This window comes from Micromonospora sp. DT229, assembly GCF_049844505.1.
GTDB lineage: Bacteria > Actinomycetota > Actinomycetes > Mycobacteriales > Micromonosporaceae > Micromonospora.
In genome coordinates this window covers 41,558-56,977 of record NZ_JBNCLD010000027.1, presented here as the reverse complement: position 1 = coordinate 56,977, position 15,420 = coordinate 41,558, and the positions used below count along the sequence as shown (strand labels likewise).

The following is a 15,420-nucleotide window of genomic DNA, read 5'->3' as shown; positions in this document are numbered from 1 at the left end:
TACCACGGCCGCACCGACCACCAAACCAAAATCCGCGGCACCCGCATCGAACTCACCGAAACCCACCAACACCTGGTGGCCCACCCGGGAGTCGGTACCGCGTACGTCACGACCCGACCCGACGCGGACGGCCAGGCGCAGCTCGTCGCCTACCTTGTGGGCGCTGACGACGGGCCGTCCGACAGCGAGTTGCGGGAGTTCCTCGGTGAGCGGCTGCCGGCGGCGATGGTGCCGACCGCCTGGGTGCGGGTGGACGAACTACCGGTGCTGCCCAACGGCAAGGTCGACGCCGCGTCGTTGCCGCAACCGGTGGTCACCGGCCGGGGGCACGTGCCGCCGCGGACCCCGGTGGAACGGATCCTCGCGGGCATCTGGTCGCAGGTGCTCGGCGCCGATCAGGTCGGCGCCGAGGACGACTTCTTCGACCTGGGTGGTCACTCGCTGCTGGCGGTACAGGTGCTGAGCCGGGTGAAGGCCGAGTTCGGCGTCGAACTGCCGGTGGCGGATCTGCTCACCGGGCGGCCGACCGTGTCCCGGCTGGCCGAGTTGGTCGAGCAGGCCCAGTTGGCCACGACCTCGGCCGACGAGTTGGCCGAGCTGGTGAAACTGCTGGGGCAGCTTCCCGAGGACGAGGTGCGCGAGCGGCTGGCGGAGTTCGGGGAACAACGGTGACCGCGGTCGACGCGCCGCCGGTGGCCACCGGCGGGGACCGTCGGTCGTTCAGGTTGCTCCTCACCTCGACCTCCATCTCCGGTCTCGGCGACGGCGTACGGTTCGCGGCGCTGCCGTTGCTGGCCGCCTCGATCAGCCGTGATCCCCTGCTGGTCGCGGCGGTGACCGTGGCGGGGCAGTTGCCGTGGGTGATCGTCGGCCCGGTCACCGGGGTACTCACCGACCGGCTGGACCGTTGGCGGCTGCTGTGGCAGGTCGCCGCCGTGCAGGCCGTCATCATGGCGGTGTTCACCGCATTGGCCGGCGTGGGCGCGGCCGGGATCGCGGTGATCATGGTGGCCGCCTTCGTGATGACCTCGGCGGAGACCTTGAGCACCAACGTGGCGGCGGCCGTTGTGCCGGACCTGGTGGGCCGGCGGGACCTGCCGAGGGCGAACAGCTGGCTCCAGGGCGCCCAGTTCGTCACCAGCGACCTGGTCGGGCTGGGCCTCGGCGCGATCCTGTTCTCCGTCGCCCACCTGCTGCCGTTCGTGCTCGACGCGGTGACCTTCGTGGTCGCCGCGGTGCTGCTCCTGCTCGTCCGACCGCCGAACGGGCTCCGGGTGACCCCGACGGCACCGGTCACCGTGGCCTCGGTGCGTGCGGACATCGTCGAGGGTCTGCGCTGGCTCGGCCGGCACCGGCTGCTGCGGACCCTGTGCGTACTGCTGGCGTTGGCGAACTTCGCCGTCGTCGGCGTGATGTCGATCGCGGTGCTCTATGCCCTGGAGGTGCTGGGCGTCGGCGCGCCCGTCTACGGCCTGCTAATGATGATCGTGGCGCTCGGCGGGGTGCTCGGGCTGCTGGCCGCGGCACCGCTCACCGCGCGACTGGGCATGGCCCGCACGGTGCAACTGACGTTCGCCATCACCCCCCTGCCGTTCCTGGTCACCGGCCTCACGACCCAGCCCCTCGTGGCCGCCGCCGCATTCTTCTTCGTCGGCGCCGGCATCTCGATGGGCAACGTCGTCACCGTCTCGCTGCGGCAGCGGGTCGTGCCACGCGAGCTGTTCGGCCGGGTCAACTCGTCGTTCCGGCTCGTCGCTCTCGGCCTCGGTCCCCTCGGTGGGGCGTTCGCCGGTGTCCTGGCCAGCGTGACCAACCTTCGGGCGCCGTTCCTGCTGGGCGCCGCCGTGTTCGTGGTGGTGGCCGTCGTGGCCTGGCTCGTCGTCACCCCGGCCGCGGTCGCGGCGGCCGAGGCGGAGGCCGGTGTGGACGACGGCGACCAGGACACCACGGCCGGCCCGGACCAGGCGCCGTTCGACGGAGACCCCACGGCGGGCCTGCCCGCCGGTGGACCGCTCGCCCGGACCTGCCTGGCGGTCGTCGCCGCGCTGCTGGTGGTCGGCGGGCTCGGCGCGGCACTGCCGCTGCGTCCCGACGCCCCGCGGTCCGTGGAGGCGGCACCGGAGGTCTTCGCGGCGGCGCGGACCGAGGTCGACATCCAGCGGATCGCGCGTGCTCCGCACCCGACCGGCTCGGCCGCCAACGCCGAGGTCCGCGATCACCTGACCAGTCGGCTCACCGAACTCGGCCTGACCCCGCGGGTCCACACCGCCGACGTGGCGCGTGCGTTCGACGGGCGCACCCACCTCGGCGCGACGCTCACGAACGTCTCGGCCACCATCCCCGGCAGCGACCCGACCGGCACGGTGCTGCTGGTGTGTCACTACGACTCGGTCCCGATCGGCCCGGGTGGATCCGACAACGCCGCCAACGTGGCCGCCGCGCTGGAGATCGCGCGGGCGCTGCGGGCCGGCACCCCACCCCGCAACGACGTGGAGCTTCTCTTCACCGACGCGGAGGAACCCGGTCTGCTGGGCGCACAGGCACACGTGGACTCCGGTGCGATCCGTGACCCGGCGCGCACCGTGGTGGTGAACCTCGAAGCGCGTGGTACCTCCGGCCCCGCGGTGATGTTCCAGACGACCGGTGGGTCGACCCGCCTGCTGCCGGCCATCGCGGCCTCCGGTGCCCTGGCGACCTCGCTGTCCGAGGAGGTCTACCGGCTGCTGCCCCACGACACCGACCTGACCGTCTTCGGCGAGCAGGATGTCGCCGGGTTGAACTTCGCGTTCGTCGGTGGCTCCGCGCACTACCACACCGCGCACGACGATCCGGCCCACGTCGACGCCGGCAGTGTGCAGGACATGGGCGACGCCGCGCTCGCCGCGGTCCGGACCCTCGCCGCCGCCGATCTGAACGCCTCGGTCGACCGCGGCGACGGCACGTACTTCAGCCTGTTCGGCGCGCTGGCGTCGTACCCGGGCTGGCTGGGGTCCCTCCTCGCCGCCGTCGCCCTGCTCGCGTTCGGCACCCTGATGGTCCTCGGTCGTCGGCGGGGCCTGCGGACCCGGCGGGTCCTGCGTGCCGCCGGGTTGCTCTGGCTACCCGCTGTCGGCGCCACCGCGCTGGGCTTCCTGGTGTGGTACGTCCTCGGCGTCGTACGGCCCGAGTATTCCCAGTTCACGACCGGTGACCCGTACGATCCACGATGGTTCGTCGCCGGTGAGCTGCTGCTGACCCTCTGCGCAGTGGTGTTCTGGCACCACCGGCTGCGTCGCCGCTGCACCGGGCCGGAGGTCGCCGTCGGAGTGCTGCTGTGGTACGCGATGCTCGCCGTGCTCACCGCGTTCCTCGCGCCCGGGGCGTCGTACCTGTTCGTCTGGCCGGCCCTGGTGGGTACCGCGGCGGTCGGCGGCGCGCTGCGGTGGGCTCCGCCCGGCTCGGCGTGGCACGCCGCGGCCGGTACGACGACGGGTGTCGCGGCGACCGCCCTGCTGCTGCCGGTACTGGTGCTCCTCTTCCCGACGCTCGGGGTGGCGTTCGCCGGCCCGGCACTGCTGCTCGTCGTGCTGCTCGGGGCGGCGGCGGTGCCGGTCCTCGACGGGCTGCGTCGGCGGACGCCACCGGCCGCTGCGGCGTCGCGACCGGCCGCCGCCCGGTCGGCCCTCGTCGCCGCCGGTGCCGCGCTCGCCCTCGCCGGGCCGGCGCTCATCGTGGTGGGTGCGGCGAGCACCCGCTACGACGCCGCCCGTCCCCGTCCGGTCAGCCTCGGCTACGGCTTCGACGCGGACCGGGGGGTGGCGGCCTGGATCAGCGACGCCCCGGTCGCGGACCCGGCGATCGCCTCGGTCCTGACCGGCGGCCGGGAGAACCTGTCCGTTCCGTTCCCGAACCTGCCGTCGCGGCAGTACCTCGTCGGGGAGGCACCGAGCGCCGTCGCCGACCTGGTGCCGGTCGTCGAAGGCGAGGCCGGCCCCTCCGACGCCGAGGTGCGCGAGGTCCGGCTGGTCGTGCGGGTGCCGGGTGGGGCGGACAGTGTCGCGCTCTACGCCGACACCTCCGGGCACGAGGTTCTGGCGGCCCGGGTCCAGGGGCGCCCGCTCTCCGGCGGCCGGAACCGGCCGTACGCCGAAGGTCCGTGGGGCTGGGGGCTCGGATACACCGCGCCTCCCGCGGACGGGCTCCGGGTCGAGCTGCGGGTCCGTGGTGCCGGGCCGGTCCGGATCCGGGTCGTGGCCCAGCGGGCCGGTCTCCCGTCCGCCGCCCCGCCGTTGCCCTCGTCGGCATCGTTCACCGCGTATCCCTCGGTGGCGGGTCAGTCGTTCGCCGTCCGCACCGTCACGGTGTGAGCGACCCGGACGCCTTCCGGCCCGGGTCGGCCCGGAAGGAGACCAGCCCTGGCGCGCCGAGCAGATTGGCCAGCGCCGCCGCGGCCGGGGCGATCGCACCGTCGCGGTCCATCGGGTCGACGTCGAGCAACTGCGTCGACCCCCCGACCTGCCGGTGCGTCACCCGACGCGGTTCACCGTCGACATCCAGCTCCACGGTGGACGGCTCACCGGTGGCCTGACCGTACGGAAGCTTGACCATCATCGCCGGATGCTTCTGGATGGCCGCGCACACCGCGGCTTCCAACGCGTCCGGGTCGGCGTCGGCGACGGCCGGCTCGCCCTCCTGGACCGCGCGGTTGAACAGCCGCATCGGGAACTGCGGCCAGCCGGCCCAGAGGGTGAGCCCGGAGACGTGCCGCGGGTTGAGCTCGGTGGCGGCGAAGCCGTGCGGCCCCACCACCCCGTCGACGCTGAAGATGCCCCGGTATCCGGCCTGCGCCCGCATGGCCTCGCCGACCCGGCGGGTGTCCGCACGGATCCGGTCCCGCTCGGTGGGCGTGGCACGCCACCACGTCGAGGTGCCACCGTAGACGAAACCGCCGGAGGCCGGGTCGAACAGCGTGACGATCTCGAAGGGCTCGAACACCGCCGTTCCGCGGGGCAGCACGCACGCGAGGATGCTCATCGGCACGCCGGGCATGAACGCGGCGACCCGGACCCGGTCGGTCGTGCCGACGAGGTCGGACACCGCCTCGGACAGGGCCTCCGGACCACCACGGACCCAGCGCAGACCCTTGGAGCTGCCGAGCACGCTGCGGCTCGCATCGGCGGCGAGGACCACCCCGCGGCCCGCGTCGAGGCGGGCGACATGGCCGGCCAGGGCCGGATCGTCGAGGTCCACGACGGCGTACGGCGGGCAGGCCACACCGGCCGACCGCCACAGCTCGTCGATGCGGGTCTTGTCCTCCCATTCCTGCCAGCCTGGACGCCACCAGCCGTGCAGCGGCCGACCGCAGAACTCGCCGACGTCGGTGTACGAGGTGCCGAGGACCAGTGCCTCGCGTGCCGGGTCGACCGTGTCGAGCCAGTCGGCCAGCTCGGCCGGCGGCCGGCGCAGCCAGCGGTCGAACTCGCGGCGGGGCAGGGTGCCACCGTGCTCGGCGCGGCTCCACACCCGGGCCCCGGGCAGTTGGGTCGGATCGAACGGGCCACCGGCCACGACGGCGACGATCCGGCCGCCGCTCGCGTGCACCTCGTCGGCGAGGGCGCGGATCGCACCCTCGTAGCGGTTCACGAGCAGGATGGCGGTACGCCCCGCCCAGAGGGCGTGGACCCGCTCGATGAGCTGCGCCGGGTCGGTCATGGTCGGCCCCATTCCTGGTCGATGATGCTGGCCACCGCCTCGGCACGGCTGCGCACGAACTGGTGGCCCCCGTCGGGCAGTTCCACGAGGCGTACGCGCGACGCGACGACCTCCCACCCCTGATAGGAGGCGCGAATGGTGTCGGCGTCGGGGTCGTCCGCCGCCGACACCACCACCACCACGGCTGCTCGCAGTCGCGGACGGTCCGGTCGGTCGGGCAGCTCGGCGAACCAACGGCAGGCGGAGACGACGTCGCGTCGGTACGCCGGCAGCGCAAGGTGCAGCTCGGGTGAATCGCTGCCGCTGTGCTTGCGAAGATCGGCGGCGAGGTCGTCGTCGGACGCGGCCAGCGTGCTGGCGAGCTCTCCGCGTCGCTGCTCCGGGGTGCCCGGGGTCTGCGCACCGAGGAAGACCACCCGCACGTCGAACCCGGCCCGCTCCAGCAGCACGGCGGTCTCGACGGCGAGCGCCGTGCCGGCGGAGTGACCCCACAGCACGACCGGCCCGGGCCGCAGCGCCGCGAGATCATCGGTGACCGACACCGCGAGCGCCGCGATGTCGAGTGCCGGCCGGCCGTCGCGGGTGGGCTCCGGCCCGGGTGGCTCGACGCCGTACACGACGGCGCCGTCAGTGGCGAGCAGGCTGGCGAGGTGTACGAAGTTCACCGCGTTGCCACCGGCGGCGGGCACGCAGAGCACCGTGGGGGCGTCGGGCCCTTGCCTACCGGCGAGCCAGACGAGGTGCCCACCGGCCTCACCGTCCAGGCGGGTGGCCAGGTCGGCCAGCACCGGATGCGCCTGCACGTCGGCCAGGGACACGTCGTGGTCCAGGCCGGCGACCAGACGCAGCGCCGACAGCGAGGTGCCGCCCTGCTGGAAGAAGTGGTGATCGCGGCCGACCCGCTCGGGTGCGACGCCGAGAGCCGCCGCCCAGGCGTGAGCGACCCGACGTTCGGCCGGAGTCTCCGGCGGGTCGGCGGGGGTGCCGGCCTCGCGGCCGTCGAGCAGTCGGTGCAGGGCGGGCCGGTCGATCTTGCCGTTGCCGGTGAGGGGCAGCGTGTCGATCCAGACCAGTTCGGCGGGCACCATGTAGGCCGGCAACGCGGCACCGAGCGCGGCGCGGATCCGGGCGGTCGGTGTCGCGGGCGAGCCGGAATAGAAGCCGACCAGCCGGGCGTCCGCACCGGCCGCCCGGACCACGACTGCCGCCTCGCGTACGGTCGGCACCTCCAGCAGCCGCCCCTCGACCTCGCCGATCTCGATCCGGTAGCCGCGAACCTTCACCTGGCTGTCCCGACGGCCGAGGAACTCCAGGGTGCCGTCGGGCAACCAACGGCCGTAGTCACCGGAGCGGTAGAGCCGAGCGCCGGGCCGGTGCGGGTCGGCGATGAAGGCCTGGTCGGTGCGTTCCTGGTCGTTGATGTATCCCCGGCCGACGCACACCCCGGAGAAGACGATCTCGCCCGGTGCCCCGAGGGGTACCGGTTGCATGCGTTCGTCGACGACGTACTCGACGACGTTGCGCACCGGACGTCCCAGTGGCACCCGACCCTCCGCGGGCGGGCCGGTGAGCAGGGCGTGGTTGGTGTCGTCCGAGGTTTCGGTGAGCCCGTAGGCGTTGAGCAGTGGGATGTCCGGGAACCGGGCGAACCAGCGCTCGACGAGTTGCCCGCGCAGCGCCTCACCGGTGACCGAGACGACCCTCAGCCGGGGCAGGTCGACCCGGCGCTCGGTGAGGTGGTTGAGCAGGACGTCAAGATAGGACGGCACCAGCTGCACCACCTCGATGCCGGCGTCGGCGAGGACCCCGACGAACCGCGGCACGTCCACCAGGTCGGCCTGCGGCACGAGGTGCACCCGACCGCCGGCGAGCAGCGGCGCGATGAGCTGCCACAGCGAGATGTCGAAGCACTGGGGGGCGGTCTGGGCGACGACGCAGCGCTCGCCGAGCCCCAGGTCCTCGATCTTCGCGAGCATATGGTTGAGCATCCCGGCGTGTTCGCACATCGCGCCCTTGGGCTCTCCGGTCGATCCGGAGGTGAAGTAGATGTAGGCGAGCTGGTCGCCGCTCACCGGCACGTCGGGGTTGGTGTCCGCCTCGGTCCCGGCGTCACCCCAGAGTTCGGCGAGGGGGATCACCGGCACTCCGGCGATCTGGCCGGGACGCTCCGCCAGCACCAGGCCGGCCCCGCTGCGGGACAGCATCGAGGCGACCCGGGGCGCCGGGAACTGCGGCTCGATCGGCAGGTAGACCGCGCCCGCCTTGAACACGCCCAGGACGCAGGCGAGCCAGTCCAGGGTCCGCTCGGTGAGCACCCCGACAACGGTCTCGGCGGTCACCTCACGGGCGAGCAGCCGGCGGGCCACCCGGTTGGCGCGGCGGTTGATCTCGTCGTAGGTCCAGGTCGTCACGCCGAATGTCGCGCCGACCCGGTCGGGGTGACGCCGGACCCGCTGCTCGAAAAGCTCGTGGACGCGCCGGTCGGGCAGCGGCCGGACCGGGCCGCCGAGGCCGTCGACCTGAAGGCGGTACTCCGAGTCGGAGATGAGCCGAGTCTCCTGGTGCCCGGCGGAGGGGTCGACGGCGATAGCGGTCAGCGCGGCCTGGTGGTAGTCGAGGAGCCGCTGCGCAGCATCGTGGTCGGTCGCACCGGTCAGCCACAGACCCGCCGTCGTCCAGCCGACGCGCAGCAGGCCGGCCGAGTCGGCCGGTTCCTCGCCGTAGGCGTGCACGACAGTGCGGAAGGCGCCCTCCACGGTGTCACCGGGCTCCGCCGCCGAGGTGAGGAGATCGTTCCAGGGACCGTCGGCTACGGTGAGGACCAACCGGCGGCCGGCGGCCCCGATGCCGAACGACACCCGCCCGGTCCCGTCCAGTGTGCTCAGCACGCGAGCGTGCGCCGCGGCGAGCGCGGCGTCCGGCTTGACCCCGTGGTTATGCAGTCGTTCGAGCAGTTGGTCGTCGAGCGGCCGGCGAGCAAATTCCATCGCGGCACAGCCTATGCCATCTGTCGATACCCTGGGGTCACCGCTGTTGACCCGAGTCGATCTACTCACATAGCATCCGGCCGGTGGAGCCGGACGTCACCCTTGCCGAGCTGTTCCGGTCCCAGGCCGAGCGCACCCCGGACGCCGTCGCCGTCGTCGACGACAACACCAGCCTCACCTTCGCCGAACTCGACCGGGCAGCCCAGAATCTCGCCGCGAGCCTCACCAGGGCCGGGGTCGGACCGGAACGCATCGTGGCGGTGCGGCTGCACCGCTCCCCCGCGCTCGTCGTCGCGCTGATCGCGATCGCCAAGGCCGGCGGGGCGTACCTGGCACTCGATCCCCAGTATCCGGCCGAACGCACCGAGTTCATGTTGGCCGATGCCAAGCCCACCGTGCTGCTGGACCACGAGGGGTTGCACCGGCTGCGCGATCTCGCCCCGCCGAGGAGCCGGCAGCGGCCGGAACACCCGGCGTACGTCGTCTACACCTCCGGTTCGACCGGCACCCCCAAGGGGGTGGTGATGCCCGGCAGCTCGCTGGTCAACCTCTGTGCCTGGCACGCCACGCAGCTACCGTCCGGTCCGGGGGTGCGGGTCGCCCAGTTGTCCGCGCTCGGCTTCGACGTGTCCCTGCACGAACTGTGGTCCTCGCTGGTGCTGGGCAAGACACTGTGCGTGCCGTCCGAGGAGACCCGGCGGGACCCGGTGCTCCTGGTCCGATGGCTGACCGACCACGCCATCCACCAGATGTACGCGCCTACCGTCCTGTTGGAGGCGGTGTTCGCCGCCGCGCTCGCCCTCGGCGAGGGCCTCACGGAACTGCGCGATGTGTTGCAGTCCGGTGAGGCGCTGCGACTCGGCGCCACCGTCCGGCGGTTCCTCGGGTGGCGTCCGCAGGTGCGGCTCCGCAACCAGTACGGGTCCGCGGAGATGCAGGACGTCGCCGCCGCGGTGGTGCCGAATGCGGTACCACCGGAGCTGACGGCAGCGCCGATCGGCACCGCCCTGCGCCGGACGACCCTGCACGTGCTCGACGAGACGATGCGCGAGGTGCCGGCCGGGGCGGTCGGCGAACTGTACGTCACCGGTGCCGGGCTGGCTCGCGGATACCTCGACCGCCCGGCACTGACCGCCGAGCGGTTCCTCCCGGCCGTCGACGGACCACCGGGCGCCCGGATGTACCGCACCGGGGACCTGGTGCGCCGGGGCCGGTCTGGTGAGCTTTTCCACGTCGGACGGGCCGACGACCAGGTGAAGATCCGCGGATTCCGGGTGGAACCGGCCGAGGTCGAAGCTGCGCTGACCGCGCTACCCGCCGTCGCCCAGGCCGCGGTGATCGCCCGCCCCCACGCGTCGGGCCAACTGCGTCTCGTCGGCTACGTCGTGCCGGCCGCGGACGCCGACCCGACGCCGGACTCGATCGTCAGCGCGCTGACCGGGCGGTTGCCGGCACACCTGGTACCGGCGACGGTCCTGCTGCTCGACCGGTTGCCGGTCACCCCGAGCGGGAAGATCGACCGGGCCGCCCTGCCGGAACCGCCGACGGCCGCCCCGGACCCGGTCGGCCGACCGGACAACGAGCGGGAACGGTTCTTCTGCGACCTGTTCGGGCAGTTGCTCGGCCTGCCCGGTCCGGCCGGGGCCGACCAGCATCTCTTCGCCCTCGGCGGCGACAGCATGACCGCGCTGACCCTCGTCACCCGGGCCCGGGAGGCCGGGGTCGTGGTCGGCACCGCCGACGTGTTCACCAGCGGCACGCCGCGCGGCCTGGCGGCGGCCGCGCGCCCGGACCCGCGAGCGGTGACGGTGGCCCCGTCGGTGTGGCTCGACGAGACGCGGCTGGCCCGGATCCAGCGAGCGATGCCCGGGGTCGAGGACGTGCTGCCGCTGACCCCGCTTCAGCGTGGTCTGCTCTTCCACGCCGTGCAGAGCGGGTCCGGCGACCCCTACCGGGAGCACGTGACCGTGCAGCTGACCGGCAGACTTCACATCGGACGGCTGCGCACCGCGGTCCGGACGCTGGTGCGTCGCCAGCCGGCGTTGCGGGCAGGGTTCCTGGCCGACGCCGAACCGCTGCAACTCATCGCCCCGACCACCGGTGAGGTGTGGGAGACGCCGTTCCCGACAGACCCGGCCGAGCCGCCGCTTCTCCGTCTCGCGCTGGACGAACTCGGGCCGGACCTGCACCGCCTCACCATCACCTTCCACCACCTGATCCTCGACGGCGCATCGGCCGGCCATCTGGTCCGGCAACTGTTCGCTGCCTACGACGGGGCCGACGGCGACCCGGCACCGTACGCGCAGTTGGTCCGCGGCCTGGCCACCCGCGACACCGACGGCGCCGAGCAGGTGTGGCGGATGGCACTGGACGGGATCAGTCCCGCCGAGGAGCCGACCCTCGACCTGGCGCGGGAGCCCCGCACCCTGCGGGGCGGGGTCGGCACCACGCAGACCCCACGCATCGAGGCCCTCGCCCGGGCGCACGGGCTGACGCTCAGCACGCTGGTCCTCGCCGCCTGGGGACGGGTGCTGAGCGACCGGACGGGCCGTACGGACGTGGTGTTCGACACGACCGTCTCGGACCGGCCGCAGGACCGGCCCGGGGCCCCGGAGACCCTCGGACTGTTCGTCAACACGGTTCCGGTCCGGGTCCGTTGCGCACGGGAGGAGCCACTGCTCGCCACGGCGCGGCGGGTCCACGATGAGCAGGCCGCCCTCATGTCCTACCGCCACCTCGGCCTCGGCGACATCCAGCGGGCCGCCGGCTGGGCCGGCTCGCCGGACACGATCCTCGTGTTCGAGAACCGGGCGTTGCAGGTGACCGAGTTCGCGTGCGCCGACGGGCTGCGGGTGCACGACATCGAGTTCAGCGACCGTACTCACTATCCGGTCAGCGTGCTGGCGACCCCCGGCGACGCGCTGCGCCTTCAGGTGACGTACCGACCGGAGGTGGTCGCCGAACAGGAGGCCGCGGACCTGCTCGGCCGGCTCGTCGAGGTGCTCGGTACGGCACACGACGACGACCGAACGGGCTGAGTCGCTGATCAGTCCAGGTCGGGCATGACCGTCGATTGCCACACCGCCGTCACGCACCGTCGCGGGTGGGACGAAATCGGCGTCAGCCGATAGTGTGATGGCTGAGCGTCAATGTCGACCGCCTTGGGGAGCCCGAATGTCGCACGGCGTCATGACGGTGTCATGACCGGGAACAACCCGGCAGATCGACTCGATCTGATCGACGATCACCGGCTCCGCACGCCGGTCGCCCGGCTCGCCCATGATCGCATCAACCTCTACGCCAAGCTGGAGTACAGCAACCGGAGCGGCAGCACGAAGGATCGCTCGGCGTACTGGATCCTCCGGCGCGCCGTCGAACGGGGCGAGCTGGGTCCGCACTCCACAGTGGTCGAGTCCTCGTCGGGAAACTTCGCGATCTCACTGGCCAGCTACTGCCGGGCACTCGGGGTCCCGTTCGTGCCGGTCATCGACGAAAACGTCAACCCACCCACCGAGGGGTTCCTGCGCCGCCTCTGCGCCCACGTGGAGAAGGTCGGCGATCTCGATGAGACCGGGGGCTATCTGGCCACCAGGCTGGCCCGGGTGCAGCACCTGCGTGCCGAGTTGGACGACGTCTACTGGCCGGACCAGTACTCCAATCCCGACGCCGCAGACGCACACTTCCGGTTCACCGCCGAGGAGGTCCGGGCGACGTTCGGTCGGCTCGACTACCTCTTCGTCGGCGTCGGCACAGGCGCGACCGTGGCCGGGCTCTCGACCCGACTGAAGCAGGTGTATCCGCACCTACGCGTGATCGCCGTCGACGCGGAGGGGTCGGCGATCTTCGGGGGCCCACCCCGTCGCCGGCACATTCCCGGTCTGGGCTCCAGCCTCATACCCCCGCTGCTGACCGACGCGCTCATCGACGAGGTGCTGATCGTGCCGGAGGTCGAGGCGGTCGCCGGCTGCCACCGGTTGCTCCACCGTCACGGGCTGTACGCCGGCGGTTCCACAGGCAGCGTCTACTTCGCGATCGAACGCTACTTCGACGACTACGTCGGCCCTGCGCCGACGGTGCTCTTCCTCTGCGCCGACCGGGGCACCGCGTACGCCGAGACCGTCTACGAACCGGCGTGGATCGTCGCGACCTTCGGGCCGGATGCCGTCCCCGACGACTCTTCCCGTCCACTGTTGAGGAGATCAGCGTGACCCCGCTGCGACAGCCACCCTTCACCGTCCTGAGCGGTCCGGAGGTGGCCGAGCAGATCGAGGGCAGCCGACCTGAGTTGGTCACGGTGGTGCGTCGCGCCTACCTCGCGCACGCCGCCGAGCGCAGCAGCCTCCCACACAGCAGCTTCCTACGATTCGCCGGACGCGAGCGGGACCGAATCATCGCACTTCCCGGTTTCCTCGACGACGACGATCCGGTGGCAGGCATCAAGTGGATCTCCAGCTTCCCCGGCAACCGCGAGCACGGCCTGGCCCGCGCCTCGGCGGTCCTGCTGCTCAACGACATGGCCACCGGTTACCCGCAGGCCTGCATGGAGGCCTCGATCGTCTCAGCGACCCGGACCGCCGCCTCGGCGGTGCTCGGCGCGGAGGCACTGGTCGGTGACCGCCGAGCAGCCCGGATCGGGTTCATCGGCACCGGTCTGATCGCCGGTCACGTGCACCGCTTCCTGCGGGATCTCGGCTGGCGGACGGACGGTTACCTGTTGCACGACGTCGACCCGCGCGCCGCCCACCGGTTCGCCGAACGGGCCCTCGCCGACGGGGTGCCTGCCGCCACGGTCCTGGACGACGGTGACGCCGTGCTGTCGGCTGCGGATCTGGTCGTCCTGGCCACCGTCGCCTCCACCCCGCACCTGACCCGCCCGGAGTCGCTGGAGCACCGTCCCGTCGTACTGCATCTATCGCTACGTGACCTCGCACCTGACCTGGTGCTGCGCAGCCAGAACATCACCGATGACACCGACCACGCGGTGCGCGAGCGCACCTCCCTGCACCTCACCGAGCAGCAGGTCGGTCACCGTCGCTTCGTCGACGGTACCCTCGCCGACGTGATCGAGGGCCGGCTCGTCCGTGATCCCGACCGGCCGGTGCTGTTCTCGCCGTTCGGTCTCGGTGTGCTCGACCTGGCCGTCGGCCGCTGGGTGCACCGTCGCGTCGTCGCCGACGGCGGGGGCCACACGGTGCCGGACTTCTTCGCACAGACCAGCTGAGCACGGGCGGTGGCCGAGGGCGATCCGGTCCGGCACGACCGGACCGGATCGCCCGCCCGGTCAATCACCGGCCGGAATGTCCGTGAGGTTGGTGAAGTAGTCCTCGCAGTCACCGCTGCGGCGGACGTCCCAGGTGGCGCAGTGCAGTGAGCCGCCGAACTCGTACACGTTGCGGAACGGCACCGCGATCACGTTGAAGCCGCGCCGCTCCAGGAGCCGGTGCAGGTCATGCTCGGCCTCCTCGCAGATCACCGTGTCGGGAGAGACGCTGAGCACATTCATCGACAACCATCGCGACGACTGGCAGTGCCGGGGCATCTCGTCGTTGGAACAGCTGGCCTCCGGGGCGTCGAGGAACTCCCAACCGTTCTTGGCGAAGAATTCGGCCTCTTCCTCCTTGAGCGGTCGATCGGGATTGGTGAGCACGAGGCCGGGGCGCAGCGGAACGAAGGTGCAGTCGATGTGGGAGGGGAAGAAGTCCAGGGGAAAGTGCAGGGTGTGTACGCGCAAGCCCCGTGGCTCCAGTTCCCGGCGCAGCCACGCGATGCCGGGCCGGTTGGTGGTCATGGACTCCTGGACGAACAGATGGCGACCCATCCGCGTGATGTCGGCCGCGTCGAAGACCGGCTCCTCCTGTGTCACGCAGAACTCGAAGTCGTGCATCCGGGCGAACCGCTCGTCCAGGGAGAATTCCCAGAACTCCGTGCGGTACATGTCGTCGGCCATGGACGGTTTGGGTGCCGCCGTCCAGGACACGCGCGGATCGCGGTTCCAGTAGTCCCGGATGATCCGCCGGTAGGGCAGGTACTCGAAGAAGCGGGCCCGCCGCGACATCGTCGCTTCGAGGATCTGGTTCCCGAGTGTGATGACGACATCCCGGGGACAGACCGAGCAGTACTGGTTCTCGACGTCGAATGTCGGGGTGCTGAGGGGTTTGCCGAAGTCCATGGGATCGGGCCGCCGCACGGTGACGTCGAGGGACTCCAGCAGGGCGGCGAGGTTGTCGAGTTCCTCATTGGCGCGCGCGATCGTCTCGGCGGCCTTCGGGCCGGTGGGGAAGGTCTCCCCGGCGGACCTGGTGCCTCGGATGACCGGACGGTAGCCGGGCTCGGTGGGGTCGAAGTTGGCGTTGTCGGCGCGGCCGACGACGATCTCCTCCAGCGGGTCCCACTCGTTCCAGGCGTTGACAATGGGACGGGGTTCGGGCGGCGCCACGGTGATGCTCCGTTCGTAGAGGTCTGGCGGATCACGGATGCGCGAGGTGGGCTCCGTCCCAGGGGCGAGTGCCGGGTCGAGAATCGACCGGGGGTGCCGTCGCGAGGAACGACAGCAGCACAGCCGGTGCGTTGGCCGGCTCTTCGTATCGGCAGGTCACGTCCCGTGACGCCGCGATCGTGGTCGAGCGCCAGCGGAGCGGGCCGGTGGTGGAACTCGGCGCGACCGCGAGGTCGTGAGCTGCCCACCGACCTAGCCGATCCGGATCGGCGAACCTCTGTGGTGAGCGCGGGCGGCGGCATGCCA

8 protein-coding genes are annotated in these 15,420 nt (G+C 72.0%); 5 read left to right on the top strand and 3 right to left on the bottom strand.

Translation table 11 applies throughout. The features are described from left to right. Together ACLQ2T_RS27625 and ACLQ2T_RS27620 are read left to right on the top strand one after the other, a co-directional pair. A partial coding sequence (locus ACLQ2T_RS27625; RefSeq protein ID WP_425769283.1) for a phosphopantetheine-binding protein occupies positions 1–672 on the top strand: 672 nt, incomplete at its 5' end. Beyond that, positions 669–4,346 (top strand): MFS transporter, encoded by a 3,678-nt coding sequence (locus ACLQ2T_RS27620; protein ID WP_425769282.1) that lies wholly within the window; start codon positions 669–671, stop codon positions 4,344–4,346. The genes ACLQ2T_RS27625 and ACLQ2T_RS27620, both read left to right, overlap by 4 nt. On the opposite strand, the gene ACLQ2T_RS27615 is transcribed toward ACLQ2T_RS27620, so the two are convergent. Continuing rightward, on the bottom strand, positions 4,336–5,691 hold the full coding sequence (locus tag ACLQ2T_RS27615) for a hypothetical protein (RefSeq protein WP_425769281.1): 1,356 nt from the start codon (positions 5,689–5,691) through the stop codon (positions 4,336–4,338). The two genes, ACLQ2T_RS27620 and ACLQ2T_RS27615, sit on opposite strands and share 11 nt — an antisense overlap. Beyond that, a complete protein-coding gene (locus ACLQ2T_RS27610; protein WP_425769280.1) occupies positions 5,688–8,678 on the bottom strand; it encodes an amino acid adenylation domain-containing protein in 2,991 nt (996 codons plus the stop codon). Before ACLQ2T_RS27610 ends, ACLQ2T_RS27615 begins: the two co-directional genes overlap by 4 nt. A gap of 83 nt (positions 8,679–8,761) precedes the next feature. Between ACLQ2T_RS27610 and ACLQ2T_RS27605 the strand changes: the two genes are divergently transcribed. The 3 genes from ACLQ2T_RS27605 (at position 8,762) to sbnB (ending at position 13,899) form a co-directional block, all read left to right on the top strand. Continuing rightward, a complete protein-coding gene (locus ACLQ2T_RS27605) occupies positions 8,762–11,716 on the top strand; it encodes an amino acid adenylation domain-containing protein (RefSeq protein WP_425769279.1) in 2,955 nt (984 codons plus the stop codon). A 162-nt stretch (positions 11,717–11,878) separates the two neighbouring features. Beyond that, positions 11,879–12,886, top strand: a complete 1,008-nt coding sequence (sbnA, locus tag ACLQ2T_RS27600) for a 2,3-diaminopropionate biosynthesis protein SbnA (RefSeq protein WP_425769278.1) — start codon at positions 11,879–11,881, stop codon at positions 12,884–12,886. Further along, positions 12,883–13,899: a 2,3-diaminopropionate biosynthesis protein SbnB gene (gene sbnB / locus ACLQ2T_RS27595; RefSeq protein WP_425769277.1), complete on the top strand. Its 1,017-nt coding sequence runs from the start codon at positions 12,883–12,885 to the stop codon at positions 13,897–13,899. Before sbnA ends, sbnB begins: the two co-directional genes overlap by 4 nt. 60 nt (positions 13,900–13,959) lie before the next feature. On the opposite strand, the gene ACLQ2T_RS27590 is transcribed toward sbnB, so the two are convergent. Beyond that, on the bottom strand, positions 13,960–15,114 hold the full coding sequence (locus ACLQ2T_RS27590) for a hypothetical protein (RefSeq protein ID WP_425769276.1): 1,155 nt from the start codon (positions 15,112–15,114) through the stop codon (positions 13,960–13,962). Positions 15,115–15,420 lie beyond the last annotated feature (306 nt).